This is a genomic window from Pseudorhodoferax soli, from assembly GCF_003337555.1.
In the GTDB taxonomy this organism is placed as follows: Bacteria; Pseudomonadota; Gammaproteobacteria; order Burkholderiales; family Burkholderiaceae_C; genus Pseudorhodoferax; species Pseudorhodoferax soli.
Window position 1 is genome coordinate 239,846 of sequence record NZ_QPJK01000001.1, and the last position, 23,601, is coordinate 263,446.

Genomic DNA, 23,601 nt, shown 5'->3' on the forward strand with positions numbered 1-23,601 from the left:
ATCCAGGCGCAGTTTAGGGGGACAAAGTGGCCGAAATCGCGCCTTCCATCGCATCCAATCAGCCGGCCAGCACCTCGCGCACGGCCGCCAGCTGGCGGCGCGAGACGGCCAGCGGCTCGTCCAGGCCGTGCAGGCGCACCGCCCAGCCCTCGCCCTCTTCGGGGTCGTGGTGCTTCTCGAGCGCCCGCAGCGCCTTGCGCGCCACCAGTGCATTGCGGTGCACGCGCACGAAGTGCTGGCGGTGGCGCGTCTCCAGTTCGTTCAGCGCACCGTCCAGGATGTAGCTGCGCGCCAGCGTGCGCACCGTCACGTACTTGAGCTCGGCCTTGAGGTACAGGATCTGCGCCAGCGGCACGCGTTCGGTGCGGCCGCGGTCCTGGATCAGGATGAAGGCCTCGGCATCCGCCTCCGCCGGTTGCCCCGCCAGGCCGCGCAGGCGGTCGACCTTCTGCAGCGCATGCTGCAGCCGCTGCAGGCGCACGGGCTTGGTCAGGTAGTCGATGGCCTCCACGTCGAAGGCCTGCAACGCATGCTGGGCATAGGCCGTCACGAAGACCACGGCCGGCGGCGCCGGCAGCGCGCGCAGCGTGTTGGCCAGCACCAGGCCATCGCTGCCAGGCATGTGGATGTCCAGCAGCGCCAGGTCGAAGCGCTCGCGCTGCAGCAGGACCATGGCCTCGCTCGCATTGCCAGCCTCGCCGCAGACCATCGCCGCGGGCGCATGGCAGTCGCCCAGCAGGGTGCGCAGCCGGGTGCGCGCCAGGGGTTCGTCGTCGACGATCAACACACGCAAGGCCATGGCTTGCTCCGTTCTTCGTTGTTGTTCATGCCGGCACCTCGATGCGGACGCGGAACACGCCGTAGCGCAGGCCGGCCCGGAAACTGCCCCGCACATCGTGCAACAGCCCGAGCCGGGTGCGCACATTGTCGAGCGCCACGCCGTGGCCGCCGGCGCCCTGTCCGGCCGGCACCGTGTTGACCACCGTGATGCGCACCGTCTCGCCGCGCCGCTCGCTCGCGATACGGATGTCCGCACCCTTGTCGCTGGGTTCCACGCCATGCTTGACGGCGTTCTCCACCAGCGGTTGCAGCAAGAGCGGCGGCAGCCGCACCTGGTCGGCGGCAGGATCGAGCGACCACTGCACGCGCAGCCGGTTGCCGAAGCGCACCTGCTCGATGGCCAGGTAGCGCTCGGCCAGCGCAATCTCCTCGGCCAGCGTGACGGACTCGCCCGGGTTCTGGAGCACGTGGCGGAACAGGTCCGACAGGTCTTCCAGCAACGCCTCGGCCTTGGCCGGTTCGGCGCGGACCAGCGCGATCGCGCTGTTGAGCGTGTTGAAGAGGAAATGCGGCCGGATGCGTGCCTGCAATTCAGCCAGCAGCGCCGTGGTGGCGGCCGGCGTGCGTGCCCGCGCGCGCAGCCCGAGGCCGGCCACCAGCAGCACCGACAACAACAGGCCCGTGACTGCGCAGGCCAGCCAGGGCGGATTGGCGGTGACGCCGATGGCGGCCAGCACCGCGCAGGCCGCAAGGCCGGCCAGCGCGCCCAGCACCACGCCCACCGGGTAGTGCGCCTGGCGGCCCAGGCGGCCCAGGCGGTGCTTGAAGCTGCAGGCGAGCAGCAGCCACAGCAGCGTGGCCGGCAAAGCGCCCGCGGTCAGCAAGGCCAGGCGCTCGGCCCATTGCAGGGGGGTGTCGCTGCCGAACATGGCGCCGACGGCCATGACGGCTTCCACGAACAGGATGGCGCGCAGCACCACACCTGGCTGGCAGGCGTCGAAGACCAGGACCGAACTCGAACGGCCCCGCTGCGACGGGGTCCGGGGCTCCTGGAAGGTCGATAAAATTTGCGGGTCCTTCATGCGCAGGCTGCGGGCGGCGTTCGATTATGGTTCACCGCTCCGCCAGGCGGCACCGCCCGCCTCCAGCCTGCTCCCTCTCCCCTTGAGCCGACGGCATTCCATGTCCCACAACCAACTCGACCAGAAGTCCCAGGCCTGGTCCGCGCTGTTCTCCGAGCCCATGAGCGACCTGGTCAAGCGCTACACCTCCAGCGTGTTCTTCGACAAGCGCCTGTGGCAGGCCGACATCGCCGGCAGCCTGGCGCATGCCGAGATGCTGGCCGCGCAGAAGGTCATCGGTGCCGACGATCTGGCCTCCATCCAGAAGGGCATGGCGCAGATCACTGCCGAGATCGAGGCCGGCCAGTTCGAATGGAAACTCGACCTGGAGGATGTGCACCTGAACATCGAGGCGCGCCTGACGCAGCTGGTCGGCGACGCCGGCAAGCGCCTGCACACCGGGCGCAGCCGCAATGACCAGGTCGCCACCGACGTGCGCCTGTGGCTGCGCGGCGAGATCGACCTGATCGCCGGCCTGCTGACCGATCTGCAGAAGGCGCTGGTCGGCATCGCCGAGCAGAACGTGGACGTGATCCTGCCCGGTTTTACGCACCTGCAGGTGGCCCAGCCCGTGAGCTTTGGCCACCACATGCTGGCCTACGTGGAGATGTTCGCGCGCGATGCCGAGCGCATGGCCGATGTGCGCCGCCGCGTCAACCGCCTGCCGCTGGGCGCCGCCGCACTGGCAGGCACCAGCTACCCGCTGGACCGCGAGCGGGTGGCAAAGACGTTGGGCATGGATGAGGTTTGCCAGAACAGCCTGGACGCCGTGAGCGACCGCGACTTCGCCATCGAGTTCACCGCCGCCGCCAGCCTGGCCATGGTGCACATCAGCCGCTTCAGCGAGGAGCTGATCCTGTGGATGAGCCAGAACTTCGGCTTCATCAAGATCGCCGACCGCTTCACCACCGGCTCGTCCATCATGCCGCAGAAGAAGAACCCCGACGTGCCCGAGCTGGCACGCGGCAAGACCGGCCGCGTGGTCGGCCACCTGATGGGCCTGATCACGCTCATGAAGGGCCAGCCGCTGGCCTACAACAAGGACAACCAGGAAGACAAGGAGCCGCTGTTCGACACGGTGGACACGCTGAAGGACACGCTGCGCATCTTCGCCGAGATGGTGGGCGGCATCACCGTCGTGCCCGCAGCGATGGAGCAGGCCGCCGCGCGCGGCTACGCCACGGCCACCGACCTGGCGGACTACCTGGTCAAGAAGGGCCTCCCGTTCCGCGACGCCCACGAGACCGTGGCGCACGCGGTCAAGGCCGCGCAGTCGCATGCCTGCGACCTGTCGGAGCTGCCGCTCACGGTGCTGCAGGGCTTCCATCCAGCCATCGAAAAGGACGTGTTCGACGTGATGAGCCTGCGCGGCTCGCTGGAGGCGCGCAGCACGCTGGGCGGCACGGCACCCAGCCAGGTCAAGGCGCAGATCGCCCGGCACCGCGCACGGTTGGGCTGAGACCGCCCACGGCCCGTGCGGGTTTCTGCCCGTGCGTGCGGCCGACAGCCCCTACACTGCGCGCCATTGATCACCCGTGGCGCATGTCGTCGTGCGCCCCCCCATGCGAGGTGCCGCCATGTCCACGACTCCCGTTGCCCGCACCACGATTGCCCGGCGCGTCTCGATGCTGGCCAGCGCCGCCATCGCGGCCATGCTGATCGCGATCTGCGGCGTGCTGTCCTGGGTGCTGACCCAGCAGGCCTACCAGCGCACGCTGGACTACATGGCCAGCGAGGCTGGTGCCGTGGCCCGCATCGCCGATGCGTTGGACCGCACGGCGCGCGATTCGGCGCAGAAGCTGTACGAGGTGCTCGGCACCGAGTACCGCGGCAACTTCACGCTGCAGGGGCCGGGCCAGCTGCTGCTGGATGGCAAGCCACTGGCCGGTGACTTCGAGCGGGTCGACCGCTTCGCCCGCACCACCGGTGGCGTGGCCACCATCTTCGCGCGCCAGGGCGACGACTTCCTGCGCGTGGCCACCTCGCTGACCAAGCAGGACGGCACGCGCGCCATCGACACACTGCTGGGCACGCAGCACCCGGCCTACGCCCGCATGGTGGCCGGCGAAAGCTACGTGGGCATGGCCGTGCTGTTCGGCGTGCCCTACATGTCGCGCTACCAGCCCGTGCGAGATGCCGCCGGCAAGGTGGTGGGCATCGTGTTCATCGGCTTCAACATGCAGGGCCTGCGCCAGGAACTGGTGTCTCTCACCGAAGAGAAGCGCTTCCTGGGCGGCGGTGGCATGTACCTGCTCGACCCTGGCCGCACGCCGGCCGATGCGCTGCTGCTGGCGCATCCCAGTGCCAAGGGCCGCAAGCTGTCCGAGCTGCTGGCCCCCGCCCAGGCGGAGGCCCTGCTGGCGGCCCTGGCCTCCGCGCCGGATGGGGTATTGCAGGGGCAGGCGGCCGTGCAGGATCCGGCGCGCAGCGATCCCATCGGGGTCGGCGCGCGCAGTCAGGCCACCGGCTGGTGGGTCGTGGCCGAGGCCTCGCGCGCGCAGGCCCTGGCCGCGCACAACGCCACGCTGGCCTGGCTCTGGGGCCTGATGCTGGCGGCCGTGGTGCTGATGGGCCTGGGCGTGACGCTGCTGCTGCGCCGCATGGTCGGCCAGCCGCTGCTGCAGCTCAACGCGCAGGTGGCCTCCATTGCGGACGGCGACCTCTCCCACCCCATGTCCACCACACGGCGCGACGACCTCGGCCTGCTGGCCAACGGCGTGGACACCATGCGCCAGCAGCTGGCCCGCACCATCACCGAGGTGCGCGCCGTCAGCGAGAGCGTGGGCACAGCCGCTGCCGAAGTCAGCTCGGGCAGCCGCGACCTGGCGCAGCGCACGGAACAGTCCGCCAGCCAGTTGCAGGAGACAGCCGGTGCGCTGGAAGAGCTCACGGCCTCGATGAACCAGAGCGCCGACGCCGCGGCCCAGGGCAGCCAGCTCGTGCAATCGTCGAACCAGGCCGTGCAGCAAGGCCATGCCACGGTGCAGCAGGTCGTCGGCACGATGGCGCAGATCCGCGAGGCCAGCGGCGCCATCGGCGACATCACCAACACCATCGACTCGATCGCGTTCCAGACCAACATCCTGGCGCTCAACGCCGCGGTCGAGGCGGCGCGCGCCGGCGAACAAGGCCGCGGCTTCGCCGTCGTTGCCAGCGAAGTGCGCCAGCTGGCGCAGCGCAGCGCCGACGCGGCCAAGCAGATCAAGGTGCTGATCACCGGCAGCCGCGAACAGGTGGAGAACGGCACGGCACGGGCCGAACAGGCCGGTCAGGCGATGGGCGAGATCCTGGGCAGCGTGGGACGCGTGTCCGGCCTGATCGGCGACATCGCCACCGCGGCGCGCGAGCAGGCCGAGGGCGTGCGGCAGATCAACAGCGCCGTCGCGCAGCTCGACCAGAACACACAGCAAAATGCGGCCCTCGTGGAGCAGAGTACCGCCGCGGCAGAGAGCCTGCGCGACCAGGCCGAGCGCCTGGTCCAGCAGGTCGCCAACTTCAGGCTGTGAACGCAGGCGTGCCTGTGCTCCCGATCGATCAACCAGCACACAGGCCTGCCCCATGACACGCATCGACGACCCCACCCACGACCAGGAAGCCGGCGCGCGCGACAGCACGCAGGACACCACGCGCATCGACGACGTGCGCATCTCCGCCGTGCGCCCGCTGATCTCGCCGGCGCTGCTGCTCGATGAACTGCCAGTGCCGCCGGCCGTGCAGACCCTGGTCGAGCAGAGCCGACTGGCGATCGCCGACATCCTCCACGGGCGCGACGACCGGCTCGTCGTGGTCACCGGCCCCTGCTCCATCCACGACCACGGCCAGGCCATGGCCTATGCCCAGCACCTGAAGGCGCTGCAGCCCAAGGTCGAGAAGGAGTTGCTGCTGGTCATGCGCGTGTACTTCGAGAAGCCGCGCACCACGGTGGGCTGGAAGGGCTACATCAACGACCCGCGGCTGGACGGGAGCTTTCGCATCAACGAGGGCCTGCGCAAGGCGCGCGAGCTGCTGCTCGACATCGGCGCGCTGGGCCTGCCCACGGGCAACGAGTTCCTGGACCTCTTGAGCCCGCAGTACATCGCCGACCTGATCGCCTGGGGCGCCATCGGCGCGCGCACCACCGAGAGCCAGAGCCACCGCCAGCTGGCCTCGGGTTCGAGCTGCCCGATCGGCTTCAAGAACGGCACCGACGGCGGCGTGCAGATCGCCGCCGATGCCATGGTTGCGGCACGCGCGCCGCATGCCTTCATGGGCATGACCAAGATGGGCCAGGCCGCCATCTTCGAGACGCGCGGCAACCCCGACTGCCACGCAATCCTGCGCGGCGGCAACAAGGGGCCCAACTACGAGGCCGAGCATGTGGACGCGGCCTGCGCCGTGCTCAAGAAGGCTGGGTTGCGCGAGCAGTTGATGGTCGATTGCTCGCACGCCAACTCGTCCAAGCAGCACGCGCGCCAGATCGTCGTGGCCGAGGACGTGGCACGCCGCATCGCGGCTGGCGAGCGCCGCATCACGGGCCTCATGATCGAGAGCCATCTGGAGGAAGGCCGGCAGGACTTGAAGCCTGGCGAGCCACTGCGCTATGGCGTGTCGGTCACGGACGCCTGCATCGGCTGGGCGCAGACGGAGCCGGTGCTGCGCCAGCTCGCGGATGCGGTGCGGCAGCGGCGCGCGGGCAGCGCGCCGGCCGCTTGAGCGAGCGCACTTCGGCGGGGACCAAGGTGTAACAAGCGGGAACTTTGGTGCAGGCGGAGCCCTCCCCCTGTGCCATGTCCTTTGTATTTCCCACCGTTTTCCGCATCTTCGTCGCAGCCCTCGCGCTGCAGGCTTTCGGCGCTTGGGCGCAGCAGTACGTGAGTGTCACGGCCCGCGAAGCCAACATGCGCTCCGGCCCCGGCACCAGGCACGCCGTGCAATGGTCACTGAGCCGCGGCTACCCCTTGCAGGTGGTGGCACGCCGTGGCGACTGGCTGCAGGTGCGCGACTTCGAGCGCGACACGGGCTGGGTGCACCGCAGCCTCACGGGCAAGAGCACGCACAGGGTCGTGCGCGTCTCCGTGGCGAACCTGCGCGCGCGGCCGCGTGCCGGCGGCAAGCTGCTGGGCAAGGTCGAACGCGGCGAGATCGTGCAGCGCCTCGCGCGCCGGGGCGACTGGGTGCAGGTACGGCGCGAGAGCGGCCAGCGGGGCTGGGTCGCCAGCCGGCTGCTGTGGGGTGGGTAGCGCGCGTCCAGCGCTTGTGTATCGTGCGGTGATGCACCGCCGCACCCTGTTGCTCGCCGCCCTGGCCGCCGCCCACCAGGCACACGCACTGCCGCCGCTGGCGCTGCAGTTTCCACGCGACCTGGGCAGCCATCCCGACCTGCGCACCGAGTGGTGGTACATCACAGGCCAGGCCGTGAGCAGTGGGCGCGTGTTCGGCTTTCAGCTGACCTTCTTCCGCTCGCGCGTGGACGCAGCGCAGCCGCTGCGTTCACGCTTCGCCGCCCGGCAGCTGCTGTTCGCGCACGCGGCCATCACCGACCTGGACGGCCGCAAGCTGTGGCACGACCAGCGCATCGCACGTGCCGGCTTCGGCATCGCCGAGGCCAGCGAAGCCGACACCGGCGTGCGGCTGCAGGACTGGCAACTCCAGCGCGCACCCGATGGTGCCCTCACCGCCGAGTTGCCGGCGCAGGACTTCGGCCTGCACCTGCGCCTGGCCGAGACCCAGCCGCTGCTGCTGCAAGGCCGGGACGGCCTGTCGCGCAAGGGGCCCGACCCGGCACAGGCCAGTTACTACTACAGCGCGCCGCAACTGGCGGTCACTGGCTCGCTCGTGTTGCAGGGCCGGCGCTTCGCCGTCGACGCGCAGCCGGCCGAGGCCAGCCTGCGCAGCCGCGCCTGGCTGGACCACGAATGGAGCGAGGCGCTCATGCACCCCGAGGCCGTGGGCTGGGACTGGATCGGCATGAACCTGTTCGACGGCGGCGCGCTGACGGCTTTCCACCTGCGCCGCGCCGACGGCTCGGGGCTGTGGGATGGCGGCTCGTTCCGTGCGGCAGGCGCGCCGACGCGCATCTTCGGCCAGGGCGAGGTGCGGTTCACGCCGCGGCGCTGGTGGACCAGCGCGAGCAGCCAGGCGCGCTACCCCGTCGAGTGGCAGGTCGACACGCCGGGCGGCAGCTTCACCGTGCGCGCGCTGCTCGATGCGCAGGAACTCGACAGCCGCGGCTCCACGGGAGCGATCTACTGGGAAGGGTTGTCCGACCTGCTCGATGCGCAGGGCCGGCTGGTGGGCCGGGGCTACCTGGAGATGACGGGCTACGCGCAGCGGCTGCGGCTGTAGCCCGCTCCCTCAGGTCTTCTTCGCGCGCTGCAGCACCGCGATGATCTCGCCCATGATGCCGCGGCGGAAGGCCAGCACGCACACCACGAAGATGAGGCCGGTGACCATGGTCACCGATTCGCCCAGCGTGTTGAACCACTCGATGCCGGTCAGCCCAGCAAGACCGTGGCCCATCTCGCCGATCTTGTTCTCCAGCAGGATCACCACGGCCGCGCCGACCAGCGGGCCCGACAGCGTGCCCAGGCCGCCCACCAGGGTCATGAGAATCACGCCCCCCGATGCCGTCCAATGCACGTCGGTCAGCGTGGCGAAGCCCAGCACCAGCGTCTTGAGCGAGCCCGCGAGACCGGCGAGCGCGGCCGACAGCACGAAGGCCAGCAGCTTGAAGCGGTGCGTGTCGTAGCCCAGCGAGATCGCGCGCGGCTCGTTCTCCTTGATGCCCTTGAGCACCTGGCCGAACGGCGAATGGATGGTGCGCACGATCAGCACGAAGGCGAGCACCACGATGGCCAGGGTCACGAAGTACATGGTCAGGTCGTCCGCGAGCGACAGGACGCCGAACAGGCTGCCGCGCGGCACGCCCTGCAGGCCGTCTTCGCCGCCCGTGAACTTGGCCTGCAGCGCGACGAAGAACACCATCTGCGCCAACGCCAGCGTGATCATCGCGAAGTAGATGCCCTGGCGGCGGATTGCCAGCAGGCCGAACAGCCAGCCCAGCAAGGCACCGGTGGCAGTGCCCATCACCAGGCCGACCTCGGGCGTGAAGCCCCAGACCTTCATGGCGTGGCCGGCGACATAAGCCGAACCGCCCAGGAAGGCTGCATGGCCGAACGACAGCAGGCCTGTGTAGCCCAGCAGCAGGTTGAAGGCCGAGGCGAACAGCGCAAAGCACAGCAACTTCATCATGAAGACCGGATAGGCCCCCACGAAGGGCGCGGCGACCAGCGCCGCCAACAACAGGAGGTAGCCCCAGGAGCTCTTGCTCATTTCTCTTTCCCGAACAGGCCGGCGGGGCGGATCAGCAGCACGACGGCCATGATGATGAAGACCACGGTCGACGAGGCCTCGGGATAGAACACCTTGGTCAGGCCCTCGATCACGCCCAGGCCCAGACCGGTGAGGATGGAGCCCATGATGGAGCCCATGCCGCCGATCACGACCACGGCGAACACCACGATGATGAGGTTCTGCCCCATCAGCGGCGAGACCTGGATCACGGGCGCGGCCAGCACGCCGGCGAAGGCCGCCAGCGCCACGCCGAACCCGTAGGTCAGCGTGATCATCAGTGGCACGTTGACGCCGAACGCCTCGACCAGCCGCGGATTCTCGGTGCCTGCGCGCAGGTAGGCGCCGATGCGCGTCTTCTCGATCAGGAACCAGGTCGCAAAACACACCACCAGCGAGGCGACGACGACCCAGGCCCGGTAGTTGGGCAGCATCATGAAGCCCATGTCGGTCGCGCCGGTGAGCGCATCCGGCGTGTCGTAGGACAGGCCCGAGACACCGTAGGCCGAGCGGAAGGCGCCCTCGATCAGGAGCGTGAGGCCCAGCGTGAGCAAGAGGCCGTACAAATGGTCGAGCTTGTAGATCCAGCGCAGCAGCAGCCGCTCGATCAGCACGCCGAACACGCCGACGATGAGCGGCGCGGCGATCAGCATGACCCAGTAGCTGATGTCGAAGTAGTTCATCGCCATCCAGGTCACGATGGCGCCCATCATGAACAGCGCGCCGTGCGCGAAGTTGATGACGTTCAGCAGGCCGAAGATGACCGCCAGGCCCAGGCTCAGGATCGCGTAGAACGAGCCGTTGACCAGGCCCAGCAGCAGCTGGCTCAGCAGGGCGGGCAGAGAGATCGTCATGAAACGGTCAGGTCACTTCCAGAGTGCGCACTTGGACTCGGCCTTGGTCGTGAAGACCTCGTCGCCCTTGAGCTTGGAGATCACCTTGTAGTAGTCCCACGGCTGCTTGGACTCGGCAGGCGACTTCACCTGCATGAGGTACATGTCGTGCACGAAGCGGCCATCGGGACGGACCACGCCTTTGGCGTAGAAGTCGTCGATCGGCGTCTTCTTGATGTACTCCATGACCTTGTCGGCATCCAGCGTCTTGGTCGCCTGCACCGCCTTCAGGTAGGTCATGGTGGCGGAGTAATCAGCCGCCTGGATGTCGGTCGGCATGCGCTTGACCTTCTCGAAGAAGCGCTTGCCGAAAGCCCGGCTCGGCTCGTCCAGGTTCCAGTCCCAGCTGGTGGTCAACAGCAGGCCTTCGGTGTTCTTCAGGCCCAGGCTGTGCACGTCGGTCACGAACACCAGCAGGCCGGCCATCTTCATGGTCTTGTTGATGCCGAACTCGCGCGCCGCCTTCACGGCGCTGATGAAGTCGCCGCCGGCGTTGGCCAGGCCCAGGATCTGCGCCTTGGAGTTCTGCGCCTGCAGCAGGAAGGACGAGAAGTCCGACGCATTCAGCGGGTGCTTGACGCTGCCCGCCACCGTGCCGCCCTTGCTCTGCACCACCTTGGCGGTGTCGGCCTCCAGCGCCGCGCCGAAGGCGTAATCGGCCGTCAGGAAGTACCAGCTCTTGCCGCCCTGCCCGACCACGGCGCTGCCGGTGCCCTTGGCCAGCGCCACGGTGTCGTAGGCGTAGTGCACGGTGTAGGGGCTGCACTGCTCGTTGGTCAGCGCCGAGCTGCCGGCGCCGTTGACGATGTAGACGCGCTTCTTTTCCTGCGCGACCTTGGCCATGGCCAGGCCGGCCGACGAGGTGGTGCCGCCCACCAGCATCGACAGGTTCTGCGTGTCGATCCATTCGCGCGCCTTGCTGGCGGCGATGTCGGCCTTGTTCTGGTGGTCGGCCGACAGCAGCTCGATCGGCAGGCCGTTGACCTTGCCGCCGAAGTCGTCGATGGCCATCTGGATCGCCGTCGCCCCGCCCTTGCCGTCCACGTCGGCGTACAGGCTGGACATGTCGGTGATGAAGCCGATGCGGACCTTGTCCTGGGCGTGTGCTGCGCCGGTGGCGAGCAAGGCGGCGAACATCAGTGCGGAAAGCGGGAACTTGGCTGTCATGGTCGATCTCGGGAACAAAAAGAAAACTGCGGAATGGCGCTCACTTCCAGAGCGCGCACTTGGTCTCGGCCTTGGTCGTGAACACCTGCTCACCCGGCAGCGTCTTGACGACCTTCAGGTAATCCCAGGGCTTGGTGGATTCCTTGGCGGACTTGACCTCGACGAGGTACATGTCGTGCACGAAGCGGCCATCGGCGCGGATCTGGCCCTTGCCGAAGAAGTCGTTGACCGGCGTCTTCTTGAGCTGCTCCATGACCTTGTCGGCGTCCACGCTGCCGGCGGCCTGCACGGCCTTCAGATAGGTCGTGGTGGCCGAGTAGTCGGCGGCCTGAACGTCGGTGGGCATGCGCTTGGCCTTGTCGAAGAACTTCTTGGCGAAGGCGCGTGTCTGGTCGTTGAGGTCCCAGTACCAGCTGGTGGTGTGCAGGAGGCCTTCGGTGTTCTTCAGGCCCAGGCTGTGCACGTCCGAGAGGAACACCAGCAGGCCGGCCGTCTTCATGGTCTTGTTGATGCCGAACTCGCGCGCTGCTTTGATCGAGTTGATGGTGTCGCCACCGGCATTGGCCAGGCCCAGGATCTGCGCCTTGGAGTTCTGCGCCTGCAGCAGGAAGGACGAGAAGTCCGACGCATTGAGCGGCGTGCGCACGGCGCCCACCACGGTGCCGCCCTTCTCCTTGACGACGCGCGTAGTGTCGGCCTCCAGCGCATGGCCGAAAGCGTAGTCGGCCGTCAGGAAGAACCAGCTCTTGCCGCCTGCATCGACCACGGCAGCACCCGTCCCCTTGGCCAGCGCCACGGTGTCGTAGGCGTAGTGCACGGTGTAGGGGCTGCACTGCTCGTTGGTCAGCGCCGAGGTGGCCGCGCCGTTGTTGAAGTAGACGCGCTTCTTCTCCTGCGCCACCTTGGCCATGGCCAGTGCCGTGCCCGAGTTGGTGCCGCCGAAGACCATGGTCAGTCCGGCGGTGTCGATCCACTCGCGCGCCTTGCTGGCGGCGATGTCGGCCTTGTTCTGGTGGTCGGCCGTCATGAGCTCGATGGGCTGGCCCAGCACCTTGCCGCCGAAGTCGTCGATGGCCATCTGGATCGCCATCGCGCCGTTCTTGCCCTCCACATCGGAGTACAGGCTGGACATGTCGGTGATCAGGCCGATCTTGACCTGGGCCGCGGCGCTGCAGGCAAAGCCCGCGGCGGCAAGCGACAGGCAGAGCGTGGTCAATGTGCGGTTCATGGCTGTCTCCTAGCGGTTGTGGTCGGGAAAGCGGTTCAGACGCCCAGCAGCTCGTTGAGCACAGGCATCTTCTGCTGGAGTTCGGCAGCGGCGAAGTGCTCCACCATGCGGCCATGCTCCATCACGTAGAAGCGGTCGGCGAGCGGCGCGGCGAAGCGGAAGTTCTGCTCCACCATCACGATGGTGTAGCCCTTGGCACGCAGCGTCGTGATCATGCGCGCCAGCGCCTGCACGATCACCGGCGCCAGGCCTTCGGAGATCTCGTCGAGCAGCAGCAGCTTGGCGCCGGTGCGCAGGATGCGCGCCACGGCCAGCATCTGCTGCTCGCCGCCCGACAGCCGCGTGCCAGGGCTGTTGCGGCGCTCCGCGAGGTTGGGGAACATGGTGTAGATCTCGTCCAGCGACATGCCGCTGCCCATGCCCTTGAGCGCAGGCGGCAGCAGCAGGTTCTCCTCGCACGAGAGGCTGGCGAAGATGCCGCGTTCTTCCGGGCAGTAGCCCAGGCCCAGGTGGGCGATGCGGTGCGTCGCCATGGCGATGGTCTCGGTGCCGTGGATGCGGACCGAGCCGACGCGGCGCCCGATCAGGCCGAGCACGGCGCGCATGGTGGAGGTGCGTCCGGCGCCATTGCGGCCCAGCAGCGTGACCACCTCGCCGGGCTGCACCACCATGTCCACGCCATGCAGCACGTGCGACTCGCCGTACCAGCCCTGCAGGCCTTTGATCTCCAATGCCGGAGCAGACATCAATGCGCCCCTTGGAGTTCGCCGTCCACGGTGCCCATGTAGGCCTCCATGACCTGGCGGTTGCGCGAGACCTCGGCATACGGGCCCTCGGCCAACACGGCGCCGCGCTGCAGCACCGTGATGGTGTCGGCGATGGTGGAGACCACGCCCATGTTGTGTTCGACCATGAGGATGGTGCGGCCCTGGCTGACCTTCTTGATGAGCTGCGCGACGCGGTCCACGTCTTCGTGGCCCATGCCCTGCGTGGGCTCGTCCAGCAGCATGAGTTCGGGCTCCATCGCCAGCGTGGTGGCGATCTCCAGGGCGCGCTTGCGGCCATAGGGCAGGTTGACCGTCACCTCGTCCGCCATATCGGCCAGGCCCACTTGGTCGAGCAGCGCGACGGCCTCGCCGTTCAGGCGGTCCAGCTGCTTCTCGCTCTTCCAGAAGTGGAACGACCAGCCGAGCTTGCGCTGCAGGCCCAGGCGCACGTTCTCCATCAGCGTGAGATGCGGAAAGACCGCCGAGATCTGGAACGAGCGGATCACGCCGCGCCGCGCGATCTGCGCCGGCTGCTCACGCGTGATGTCGTGGCCGTTGAAGGTGATGGTCCCCGTGGTGGGTTCGAGGAACTTGGTCAGCAGGTTGAAGCAGGTGGTCTTGCCGGCGCCGTTGGGGCCGATCAGCGCATGGATGCTGCCGCGCTGCACCGCCAGGTTGACCTTGCTGACGGCGGTGAAGCCCTTGAACTCTTTCGTGAGGTCCTTGGTTTGCAGAATGATGTCCGCCAATTTCGCCTAGCCTTCCGCCGTTGCCGCGTTGGTTCGTTCGCACGACCGTTCCCAGCCTTGCACTGCGGCGCACTGTACGAGGCGACCCCTGTGCAAAACACTAGGATAAACGCCAATGCTGCACTGCGATATTGCTTATTTCTTAAGCAAAACGGCCGGGCACTGTCGCCCGGCCGGCAAGCTTGACGCGAAGCTGACAAACCGCGCTCAGTGCGCGCCTGCCGCGGCCTCCGCGCCCCCTGCACCGCCACGTTGCGGACGGGTGAGCCAGACCAGCGGGATCAACAGCATGAACAGCGCCGCCGAGGCATAGAACACGTCGTTGGCCGCGAGCATGAAGGCCTGCTGGTCGACCACGCGGTTGAGCTGGGCGAGCGCCTGTTCGGCGTTCATGCCTGCGCTGCGGTAGACCTGCAGCGCCTGCTGCGTGGCCTCGCTGCCGCGCTGCACGTACTCGACCAGTTGCGCGTGGTGCAGTGCTGCGCGGTTCTCCCAGACCGTGGTGACGATCGAGGTGCCCATGGCGCCCGCCGTGATGCGCGCGAAGTTCGTGAGGCCCGACGCGGCGGGGATGCGGTCCGGTGCGATGCCCGACAGCGTGATGGTCGTCAGCGGGATGAAGAAGAACGCCATCGCGATGCCCTGGATCACGGTCGGCACCAGGATCGTGAACATGTCGGCCTGCGTGGAAAAACGTGAGCGCAGCCACAGCACGAGACCGAAGGTCAGGAACGCGAAGGTCACGTAACGCCGCGGGTCGACCTTGTGCACCGTCTTGCCAACGATGGGCGACAGGATGATGGCCATGAGGCCGACGGGCGCGGTGACCAGGCCGGCATCGGTGGCGGTGTAGCCCATGTACTGCTGCAGCCACAGCGGCAGCAGCACCACGTTGCCGAAGAACAGGCCGTAGGCCACCGAGGTCGCCAGCGTGCCGCCCCAGAAGTTGCGCCGTGCGAACAGCCGCAGGTCCACCACCGGATGGTCGGCGGTGAGTTCCCAGACCAGGAACACCGCGAACGCGATCACGAACACCACGCCCAGGCCGACGATCAGGTCGGAGTGGAACCAGTCATACTCCTTGCCCAGGTCCAGCATCATCTGCAGCGAGGCGATCCAGACCACCAGCAACGCCAGGCCCATGGCGTCGATCGGCAGCTTGCGGATCTGGCTTTCGCGGCTGGCGTAGATGCGCCAGGCACCGAAGGCGGCCAGCAGGCCGACGGGCACGTTGATGTAGAAGATCCAGGGCCAGGACATGTTGTCCGTGATCCAGCCCCCCAGCAGCGGCCCCATCACCGGCGCGACCAGCGTGGTCATGGCCCACATGGCCATCGCCGTGCCGGCGAGGGCTGGCGGATAGCTGGACAGCAGCAGCGCCTGCGACAGCGGGATCATGGGCCCGGCGACGAAGCCCTGCAGCGCACGCAGCGCGATCAGCGTGGGCATGCTGGGCGCCAGGCCGCAAGCCCAGGAAGCCAGCACGAACAGCAGCACGCTGGTCACGAACAGGCGCACCTGCCCGAAGCGTTGCGACAGCCAGCCCGTGAGCGGCACGGCAATGGCGTTGGCCACGGCGAAGCTGGTGATGACCCAGGTGCCCTGGTTGGGGCTCACGCCCAGGTCACCGGCGATGGCCGGCAGCGAGACGTTGGCGATGGACGTGTCCAGCACGTTCATGAAGGTCGCGGCCGACAGCGCGACCGTGCCCCACATGCGGGCGCTGCCCTGCAGCGGCTCAGGGCGGACGAAGGTGGCAGTGCTCATGGAGCTGCGGGCGTGCCGTCCTTCAATGCGCGGCCTGGGCCGTCTGTGCGGCGGCGGCACGCACCGGCGCACGCGCCACCGGAGCCTGGCCACGCACGGCAGGGCCGACGTTGGCAGCGATCACGCGGCGCACCTGCTCGTCGGCACCGCGGGCATCGGCCGCATAGACGGCCGTGGCCGCCAGCGGGGCGCTGCGCGGCGCCTCGGCCAGCGTGCGGCCGTCCTTGTGCGTGACATCCACCGTCACGTCCATGGACAGGCCAACGCGCAGCGGGTTGGCCGTCAGCTGCTGTGGGTCGAGCGTGATGCGTACCGGCACGCGCTGCACCACCTTGATCCAGTTGCCGGTGGCGTTCTGCGCGGGCAGCAACGCGAAGGCTGCACCCGTGCCCACGCCCAGGCCCGAGACTTCGCCTTTGTATTCGACCTTCTTGCCGTACACGTCGGCCGTCAGCTTGACGGGCTGGCCGATGCGGATGTTGCGCAACTGGACTTCCTTGAAGTTGGCGTCCACCCAGAGCTGGTCCAGCGGCACCACCGACATCAGTGGCGTGCCGGCGGCCACGCGCTGGCCCAGCTGGACGCTGCGCCTGGCGACATAGCCCGAGACCGGCGCGGGCAATGCGGCGCGCTGCGTGGCCAGCCAGGCCTCGCGCACCTTGGCCGCGGCGGCCAGCACGCTGGGGTGCTGGTCCACGCTGGTGCCTTCGGTCATGGACTGGTTGCTGGCCAGTTGCTCGCGCGCGGCCGCGGCCGCGGCCTGTGCCGACTGCACGCCGGCCTCGGCCGCCGCGAGTGCGCTCTTGGTGTTGGCCAGCGTGGTCTGGGCGTGGTGCAGTTCTTCCCGCGAGACTGCGCCATTGCCCGACAGCGACTGGCGCCGGTTCAGGTCGTCGTTGGCGCGTGCCATCTCGCTCTGCGCGCGACCGATCTCGGTGCGCGCGCGCACCACGTCCGCATCGCGCAGCGACACCTGGGCCGCGAGCGCGCCGTTGTTGGCGTACAGCGTGCGCACCTGGCGCACGGTCTGCGCCAGTTGGGCCTCGGCCTGCTCGAGCGCGACGCGCCCGTCCGCTGGGTCCAGCTGCACCAGCGGCTGGCCGGCCTGCACGCGGTCGGTGTCGTCGGCCAGGATGGCCATCACCGTGCCGCCGATCTGCGGCGTGATCTGCACGAGGTTGCCCTGCACGTAGGCGTTGTCGGTTTCCTCGTAGTGGCTGGCGACCAGCCATTCGTAGGCGGCCAGGCCCAGCCCGGCGACGACGACGACGGCGGCGATGGCGGTCAGGGCCTTCTTGCGCTTGCCCGGGGCAGCGGGTTCGGAGGCGGCGGCGGTTGTTGTAGTGGTGTTCATGGTGATCGGGTCCGGAAGGGAAAGGCGGATCAGCGCCCGGTGTTGAGTGCCAGCGGCGTGGCATCGACCGCGACGCCACCGCCCAGCGCATGGGCCAGCTGCGCCTGCACGTCGAGCGCGCGGGCGGCCAGTTCGACCTGCTGGCGGCGCTGGACCAGCACGTTGGATTCAGCGGTCAGCACCTGCAGGTAGTTGCCCAGGCCAGCGCCATAGCGCTGCTTGGCGATCGCATAGGCGCCTTCGGCAGCCTCCTGGGCGGCCCGCTGCTCCTGCTGCTGCAGGGCGACCGAGCGCACAGAGACGAGCTGGTCGGCCACCTCGCGCACGGCGCCGACGATGGCGCCGTTGTAGCTTTCCACGGCAGCATCGACATCGGCGGCCTTGCCGCGCAGGTTGGCGCGCAGGCGACCGGCGTCGAAGAGCGGCAGGCGCAGCGCCGGGCCGATGCCCCATTGCAGGCTGCCGGCCTGCACCAGGTTGTTCAGGCCGATGCTGGACAGGCCGGCGAAGCCGGTCAGGCTGATGTTGGGATAGAACTGGGCGCGCGCGGAATCCACGTCGCGCGCGGCGGCCTCGACGCGCCAGCGCGCGGCCTGCACATCGGCGCGGCGGCCCAGCAGGTCGGCCGGCAGCACAGCGGGCAGGCTCGGCGCCTGCAGGCGGGCCAGCGACGGCGCAGCATCCTGCAGGGCCGCGGGCGGCTGGGCCGCAAGCGCGGCCAAGGCGTGGCGCGACAACTGGATCTGCTCGCGCAGCGCTTCGATCTGCTGGCGCGCCTCGGGCAGGCCGCCCTCGGCCTGGCGCAGTTCCAGCCGCGTGTCCAGGCCGGCGTCGAGCCGGTCCTTCACCAGGGCCAGTTGCTCGCCGCGCTGGGCCAGCGTGCGTTCGGCCACGCTCAGCTGGTCTTGTGCGCGCGCCAGCTGCAGCCAGCCGCGCACGATCTGTTGGGCCAGCAGCGCGCGCGCCGCCTGGGCATCGGCCGCGGCGGCGCGCGCGCTGCCCAGCGCGGCGTCGAGCGCAGCGCGGTTCTTGCCGAAGAAGTCCAGCTCCCAGCTGCTGGACAGCTGGAGCAGCCCGTTGTTGCGCACCGAGCCGGCCAGCGGCGCGGGCACAGCGCCGTTCTCGGTGTAGCGCTGGCGCGTGATGTCCACACCCAGGCCCAGCTGCGGCAGCAGGGCGGCGTCTGCCACCTCGACCACGGCCATGGCACGCGCCAGCCGCGCCTGCGCCAGGCCCAGGCTCGGGCTGCCGGCCAACGCCTGGTCGACCAGCTGGTCGAGCGCGGGATCGCCGTAGGCGCGCCACCAGGCGGTCTCGACGGCTGGCACCGAGGCGGCGGTCTGCAGCGGCACGCCGACCGCGGCGGCCTCGCGCAGCTGGGCCTGCGGCGCGATGCCGGAGGGGTTGGCGCAGGCCACCAGGGCCAGCACCAGGGCGGCAGCCAGCGTCAGGTGCAGGCTTGGAGCGGATGTCATGGGTTCTTCTTTCCAGCGCAGCCCTGCTGCGCGTTGTCCAGGATGCGGGCGAGGAAGCTCTTGAGCAGCAGCCATTCCTCGCGCGAGAAGCCGGCGAGGTAGGCGTTTTGCACGCGGCTCAGCGCCACCGGAATCTGCTCGGCCACGGCCTTGCCCTGTGGGGTCAGCGCGAGGCGCACCACGCGGCGGTCTTCAGAGGAGCGCTCGCGCTGGCACAGGCCCTTGGCCTCGAGCCGGTCGAGCAGGCGCGTCATCGCGCCGGCATCGAGTTCGCAGAGCCGCGCGAGTTCGGCCACGGTGGCGCCGCCCGGGTGCACGGCCAGCTTGAACAGCGGGATCCATTGCGCATGCGTGAGGCCGGTGGATTCCAGCTCGCGCTCCACGGCCAAGGCCACCAGGGACATGATGCGGCGCATCAGGTAGCCGACGCTGTCGCTTGGGTTGTAGCTCGTGGGTTCGTAGAAGTCCGCGGGCGGCGGGCGGCCGGCCATGGGGGGCATCGGCTTGCGCGAGAGTCGTTCGTCCATGGGCAGAAATTTAATTGCCTAGGCAAATATTGTCAAGGCTGTCTTTGCCATGGCAATTTCCGCAGTCGCGGCTGGATACACTCACGCCCCATGCCTTCTTCTGCACATTCGGCGGCCGAGCCGGCCCAGGGGTCGCCGCGGTCGCTGCGTGGCCTGCTGCCGTTCCTCACGCCCTACCGCGGCCACATCGCGCTGGCCGCCCTGTTCCTGGTGCTGGCCGCCTGCGCCACGCTGGTGTTCCCGCTCGCGCTGCGCAGCCTGATCGACAACGGCCTGGTCAGCGGCGGCACCACGCCGCAGGACACGGGCGAGCGGCTGGTCGCGTTGCGCACGCACTTCTTCGAGCTGTTCGCCGTGGCGGCGGCACTGGGCCTGTTCTCGGCCGGCCGCTACTACGTGGTGAGCTGGCTCGGCGAGCGCGTCACCTCGGACCTGCGCAACGCGGTCTACGCCCATGTGGTGCGGCAAAGCCCCGAGTTCTTCGAAACCACGCAGACCGGCGAGGTGCTGTCGCGCCTGACTGGCGACACCACGCTGGTGCAGACGGTGGTCGGCTCATCGCTGTCGGTGGGCTTGCGCAATGCCGTGATGGGCGCCGGTGCGCTCGGCATGCTGGTCTGGTCCAACCCCTATGTGATGACGCAGGTGCTGGGCATCCTGGTGCTCGTGGTGCTGCCGACCATGTGGTTCGGCCGGCGCGTGCGCAAGCTCTCGCGCGCAAGCCAGGACCGCGTGGCCGACTCCAGCGCGATCGCGGCCGAGGTGCTCAACGCCATCCCCGTGGTGCAGAGCTACACGGCCGAGGCGCGGGAGGCCGCGCGCTTCACGCAGTCCACGCAGAACGCATTCAACACCGCCGTGCGGCGCACGCGTGCGCGCGCCGTGCTCGTGGCCTTCATCATCACGGCCACCTCGGCCGCGCTGCTGTGGGGCCTGTACCAGGGCACGCAGGCCGTCATGCGCGGTGACATCTCGGCCGGCCACCTGGGCCAGACCGTGGTCTACGTGATCATCCTGGCCGGTGCCTTCGGCGCCCTCAGCGAGGTCTACGGCGACCTGCTGCGCGCGGCCGGGGCGACCGAGCGGTTGATGGAGCTGCTGCACATGCGCTCGCCGATCGCCTCGCCGGCGAGGCCAGCGCCGGCGCCCGCGCGCAACAGCGGCAGCCGTCTGGAATTGGCCGATGTGACCTTTCACTACCCCTCGCGTCCGGCCCAGGCTGCGCTCAGCGACTTCAACCTGGCCGTGGCACCGGGCGAGACCGTGGCCCTGGTGGGCGCCAGCGGCGCGGGCAAGAGCACGGTCTTCCAGCTGCTGCTGCGCTTCTACGATCAGGAGCGCGGCAGCATCGCGCTCGACGGGGTGACCACGCGCGAGATGGCGCTGGACGAACTGCGCGGGCGCATCGGCATCGTGCCGCAAGACCCGGTGCTGTTCTCCACCAGCGCGCGGGAGAACATCCGTTACGGCCGGCCCGAGGCCAGCGATGCCGACGTCGAGGCCGCAGCGCGCGCGGCCTTCGCGCACGACTTCATCGAAGCCTTGCCCCAGGGCTACGACAGCTTCCTCGGCGAGCGCGGTGTGCGCCTGTCGGGTGGCCAGCGCCAGCGCATCGCGATCGCGCGCGCCATGCTCAAGAACGCGCCGCTGCTGCTGCTCGACGAGGCCACCAGCGCGCTGGACGCCGAGAGCGAGCGCATGGTGCAGGCTGCGCTGGAATCGGCCATGCAGGGCCGCACCACGCTCGTCATCGCCCACCGTCTGGCCACCGTGCAGCAGGCCGACCGCATCGTGGTGCTCGAACAAGGCCGCATCGTCGAACAGGGCACGCATGCTGCGCTGGTGGCGGCCGGCGGCACCTACGCGCGTCTGGCCGCACTGCAGTTCACCCAGTAGCAGCGACCCCTGCCGGCAGCCTATGCATGATATGCATAAGGCACGAACCGGCCGCTACCGGGCTTGGACAGCCCGGTAAGCCACGCCTAAGCTTGCGCTCCTCGACAACAACAGGAGCCAGTCCATGGCAACCTCCTCTTCCACCCCGGCGCCCACCGCGCACGCCCTGCCCTCCTACCTGCAGGCCGACCATCTCGGCCCCTGGGGCATCTTCCTGCAGCAGGTCGACCGCGTGGAGCCCTATCTGGGCAATCTGGCGCGCTGGGTGGAAACACTCAAGCGGCCCAAGCGCATCCTGGTGGTGGACGTGCCGATCCACCTGGACGATGGCCGCATCGCCCACTTCGAGGGCTACCGCGTGCAGCACAACACCTCGCGCGGCCCGGGCAAAGGCGGCGTGCGCTTCCACCAGGACGTGACGCTGTCCGAGGTGATGGCGCTGTCGGCCTGGATGTCGATCAAGAACGCGGCCGTGAACGTGCCCTATGGCGGCGCCAAGGGCGGCATCCGCGTCGATCCCAAGACCTTGTCGCGCGGCGAGCTGGAGCGCATGACGCGCCGCTACACCAGCGAGATCGGCATCATCATCGGCCCGACCAAGGACATCCCGGCACCGGACGTCAACACCAACGAGCAGATCATGGCCTGGATGATGGACACCTACTCCATGAACCAAGGCTCGACCGCCACCGGGGTGGTGACGGGCAAGCCGGTGGACCTGGGCGGCTCCCTGGGCCGGCGCGAAGCCACGGGCCGTGGCGTGTTCACCGTGGGCGTGGAAGCGGCCAAGCGCATCGGCCTGGACGTGGCCAACGCGGCCGTGGCCGTGCAGGGCTTCGGCAACGTGGGCGGCATCGCCGGCAAGCTGTTCGCAGAGGCGGGCGCCCGCGTGGTGGCCGTGCAGGACCATGGCGGCGCGATCTACCGCGAGGCCGGCCTGGACGTGCCCTCGCTGCTCAAGCACGTGGCCGACAAGGGCACGGTGGCCGGCTTCGAGCACGCCGAGGTCATGGACGCCGACAAGTTCTGGGACGTGCCCTGCGACATCATGATCCCGGCCGCGCTGGAGCAGCAGATCACCAAGGCCAACGCGCACCGCATCCAGGCCCGCATGGTGATCGAAGGCGCCAACGGCCCGACCACGCCCGAGGCCGACGACATCCTGCACGAGCGCAACGTGCTGGTGCTGCCCGACGTGATCGCCAACGCCGGCGGCGTGACGGTGAGCTACTTCGAGTGGGTGCAGGACTTCTCCTCCTTCTTCTGGGACGAAGACGAGATCAACAAGCGCCTGGTGCGCGTGATGCAGCAGGCCTTCGCCGGTGTCTGGCAGGTGGCAGAGCAACACAAGGTGAGCCTGCGCACAGCAACCTTTATCGTGGCCTGCGAGCGCATCCTGCACACGCGAGAGCTGCGCGGGCTGTACCCCTGACCGCCGCCCGGCCGCCCGAAGGCGGTCACACCCTGTGCCCAACGGGCACAGGCTCCAAGCCCCTGGCCTACTGCAACGGCTCCTTGAGGGCCTTGGGGATCGGCAAGGGCATCACGGCGATGCCCTCTTCCAGCAAGGATTCGGTCTCCTCGCGCGAGGCCTGGCCGCGGATGCTGCGCTCCGCGGTCTCGCCGTAATGGATGCGGCGGGCTTCCTCGGCGAACTTGCCGCCCACGTCCTCGGTGTTGGCCAGCACATGGCGCACCATCTTCATCCACGCCGCCTGCAGTTGCGGCTCCACCGCCGCCACCTCACGCCGCGGGCTCTCAGCCGGTTCGCTCGCGCCCAGGTTCAGGCGCGGGGCGGACAGCTTCTTTGCCACGGCGGTGTCGCCGCAGACCGGGCATTCCACAAGCTCGCGCGCCAGTTGGGACTGGAAGTCGTCTTCCGAGCCGAACCAGCCTTCGAAGCTGTGACCATGGGGGCACTGAAGGTCCAGGACTTTCATGGACCGAATTATCCGGCGCCCGCACCGTCCGGGTTGGGCTGCCACTGCAAGTCCCAGGCACCGGCACGCCAATTCTGCAGCCACAGCGCAGCGCTCAGGGTCTTGGCGTCGGTCACCGTGCCGTCGCGACACCAGGCCAGCAACTCGTCCACGCTGGCGCTGAAGACCTCGAGGAACTCGCCTGCATCGAGATGCCGTTCCTGCAGCACAAGACCGCGCGCGAACCAGATCTCGATGAACTCGGTCGAATAGGAAATGACGGGGTGCAGCACGCCCGCCTTGGCCCATTCGCGCGCGGTGTAGCCGGTTTCTTCCAGCAATTCGCGGCGGCCGCAAGTCCAGGTGTCCTCAAAGGCATCGAGCTTGCCGGCCGGGAACTCGACCATCACACGGCCCATCGGGTGCCTGTACTGGCGCTCCAGAACGATGCGGCCATCGTCGAGCAGCGGCACGACCATGACGGCGCCCGGGTGCACGACGAATTCGCGTGTGTCGCTGCCACCATCGGGCAGGCGCACCGTGTCGCGCAGCACGTGCAGGAAGCGGCCACGCAGCAGTACCTCGCGCTGCACGGTTTCTTCGGTCAGATGAGCGTCGTCCCTGTCCAT

The 23,601-nt window shown here is 68.8% G+C and carries 21 protein-coding genes; 7 read left to right on the top strand and 14 right to left on the bottom strand.

The features are described 5' to 3' along the window. Positions 1 to 58 precede the first annotated feature (58 nt). Positions 59 to 799, bottom strand: coding sequence for a LytR/AlgR family response regulator transcription factor (locus DES41_RS01025; RefSeq protein ID WP_211332867.1), 741 nt, complete (start codon positions 797 to 799; stop codon positions 59 to 61). Between the two features lie 25 nt (positions 800 to 824). After that, entirely contained in the window at positions 825 to 1,862 is a 1,038-nt protein-coding gene (locus DES41_RS01030; RefSeq protein WP_114465114.1) for a sensor histidine kinase, read from the bottom strand. A gap of 100 nt (positions 1,863 to 1,962) precedes the next feature. Between DES41_RS01030 and argH the strand changes: the two genes are divergently transcribed. The 5 genes from argH (at position 1,963) to DES41_RS01055 (ending at position 8,225) form a co-directional block, all read left to right on the top strand. Beyond that, positions 1,963 to 3,360, top strand: coding sequence for an argininosuccinate lyase (gene argH / locus DES41_RS01035; RefSeq protein ID WP_114465116.1), 1,398 nt, complete (start codon positions 1,963 to 1,965; stop codon positions 3,358 to 3,360). Positions 3,361 to 3,478: 118 nt separating this feature from the next. Then, a complete protein-coding gene (locus tag DES41_RS01040) occupies positions 3,479 to 5,407 on the top strand; it encodes a Cache 3/Cache 2 fusion domain-containing protein (RefSeq protein ID WP_170168063.1) in 1,929 nt (642 codons plus the stop codon). A gap of 52 nt (positions 5,408 to 5,459) precedes the next feature. After that, positions 5,460 to 6,593 (top strand): 3-deoxy-7-phosphoheptulonate synthase, encoded by a 1,134-nt coding sequence (locus DES41_RS01045; protein ID WP_114465120.1) that lies wholly within the window; start codon positions 5,460 to 5,462, stop codon positions 6,591 to 6,593. A 74-nt stretch (positions 6,594 to 6,667) separates the two neighbouring features. Then, complete coding sequence (locus DES41_RS01050) at positions 6,668 to 7,120, top strand: SH3 domain-containing protein (RefSeq protein ID WP_114465122.1); 453 nt, start codon at positions 6,668 to 6,670, stop codon at positions 7,118 to 7,120. Between the two features lie 31 nt (positions 7,121 to 7,151). Next, on the top strand, positions 7,152 to 8,225 hold the full coding sequence (locus tag DES41_RS01055) for a lipocalin-like domain-containing protein (protein WP_114465124.1): 1,074 nt from the start codon (positions 7,152 to 7,154) through the stop codon (positions 8,223 to 8,225). Between the two features lie 9 nt (positions 8,226 to 8,234). Here DES41_RS01055 and DES41_RS01060 read toward each other — a convergent pair whose 3' ends face one another. From DES41_RS01060 to DES41_RS01105, 10 genes are all read right to left on the bottom strand, one after another. Continuing rightward, positions 8,235 to 9,212 carry a branched-chain amino acid ABC transporter permease gene (locus tag DES41_RS01060; RefSeq protein ID WP_114465126.1) on the bottom strand — a complete coding sequence of 326 codons (978 nt, stop codon included), beginning with the start codon at positions 9,210 to 9,212 and terminating at the stop codon, positions 8,235 to 8,237. Beyond that, complete coding sequence (locus DES41_RS01065; RefSeq protein WP_114465128.1) at positions 9,209 to 10,084, bottom strand: branched-chain amino acid ABC transporter permease; 876 nt, start codon at positions 10,082 to 10,084, stop codon at positions 9,209 to 9,211. The genes DES41_RS01060 and DES41_RS01065 overlap by 4 nt, the downstream gene beginning before the upstream one ends. A gap of 12 nt (positions 10,085 to 10,096) precedes the next feature. Further along, positions 10,097 to 11,290: an ABC transporter substrate-binding protein gene (locus tag DES41_RS01070; protein ID WP_114465130.1), complete on the bottom strand. Its 1,194-nt coding sequence runs from the start codon at positions 11,288 to 11,290 to the stop codon at positions 10,097 to 10,099. A gap of 40 nt (positions 11,291 to 11,330) precedes the next feature. Then, positions 11,331 to 12,518 carry an ABC transporter substrate-binding protein gene (locus DES41_RS01075; RefSeq protein ID WP_114465132.1) on the bottom strand — a complete coding sequence of 396 codons (1,188 nt, stop codon included), beginning with the start codon at positions 12,516 to 12,518 and terminating at the stop codon, positions 11,331 to 11,333. A 35-nt stretch (positions 12,519 to 12,553) separates the two neighbouring features. Then, positions 12,554 to 13,264 carry an ABC transporter ATP-binding protein gene (locus tag DES41_RS01080; protein ID WP_114465134.1) on the bottom strand — a complete coding sequence of 237 codons (711 nt, stop codon included), beginning with the start codon at positions 13,262 to 13,264 and terminating at the stop codon, positions 12,554 to 12,556. Beyond that, the gene (locus DES41_RS01085) at positions 13,264 to 14,034 is read right to left on the bottom strand and encodes an ABC transporter ATP-binding protein (RefSeq protein ID WP_114465136.1); all 771 of its coding nucleotides are present in this window, start codon (positions 14,032 to 14,034) and stop codon (positions 13,264 to 13,266) included. The genes DES41_RS01080 and DES41_RS01085 overlap by 1 nt, the downstream gene beginning before the upstream one ends. A gap of 207 nt (positions 14,035 to 14,241) precedes the next feature. Next, a complete protein-coding gene (locus DES41_RS01090) occupies positions 14,242 to 15,801 on the bottom strand; it encodes a DHA2 family efflux MFS transporter permease subunit (protein WP_114465137.1) in 1,560 nt (519 codons plus the stop codon). Positions 15,802 to 15,823: 22 nt separating this feature from the next. Next, complete coding sequence (locus tag DES41_RS01095) at positions 15,824 to 17,155, bottom strand: HlyD/EmrA/EmrK family protein (RefSeq protein WP_211332868.1); 1,332 nt, start codon at positions 17,153 to 17,155, stop codon at positions 15,824 to 15,826. A gap of 29 nt (positions 17,156 to 17,184) precedes the next feature. Beyond that, positions 17,185 to 18,630: an efflux transporter outer membrane subunit gene (locus DES41_RS01100; RefSeq protein ID WP_114465141.1), complete on the bottom strand. Its 1,446-nt coding sequence runs from the start codon at positions 18,628 to 18,630 to the stop codon at positions 17,185 to 17,187. Beyond that, positions 18,627 to 19,157, bottom strand: coding sequence for a MarR family winged helix-turn-helix transcriptional regulator (locus tag DES41_RS01105; RefSeq protein ID WP_211332869.1), 531 nt, complete (start codon positions 19,155 to 19,157; stop codon positions 18,627 to 18,629). Before DES41_RS01105 ends, DES41_RS01100 begins: the two co-directional genes overlap by 4 nt. 90 nt (positions 19,158 to 19,247) lie before the next feature. Here DES41_RS01105 and DES41_RS01110 point away from each other — a divergent pair, with 90 nt between their 5' ends. Together DES41_RS01110 and DES41_RS01115 are read left to right on the top strand one after the other, a co-directional pair. Beyond that, entirely contained in the window at positions 19,248 to 21,053 is a 1,806-nt protein-coding gene (locus DES41_RS01110; protein WP_114465143.1) for an ABC transporter transmembrane domain-containing protein, read from the top strand. A 124-nt stretch (positions 21,054 to 21,177) separates the two neighbouring features. After that, positions 21,178 to 22,485 (top strand): Glu/Leu/Phe/Val family dehydrogenase, encoded by a 1,308-nt coding sequence (locus DES41_RS01115; RefSeq protein ID WP_114465145.1) that lies wholly within the window; start codon positions 21,178 to 21,180, stop codon positions 22,483 to 22,485. A gap of 67 nt (positions 22,486 to 22,552) precedes the next feature. Here DES41_RS01115 and DES41_RS01120 read toward each other — a convergent pair whose 3' ends face one another. Next, positions 22,553 to 22,993, bottom strand: a complete 441-nt coding sequence (locus tag DES41_RS01120) for a DUF1178 family protein (RefSeq protein ID WP_114465147.1) — start codon at positions 22,991 to 22,993, stop codon at positions 22,553 to 22,555. An 8-nt stretch (positions 22,994 to 23,001) separates the two neighbouring features. Next, positions 23,002 to 23,601 (bottom strand): NUDIX domain-containing protein, encoded by a 600-nt coding sequence (locus DES41_RS01125; protein WP_114465149.1) that lies wholly within the window; start codon positions 23,599 to 23,601, stop codon positions 23,002 to 23,004.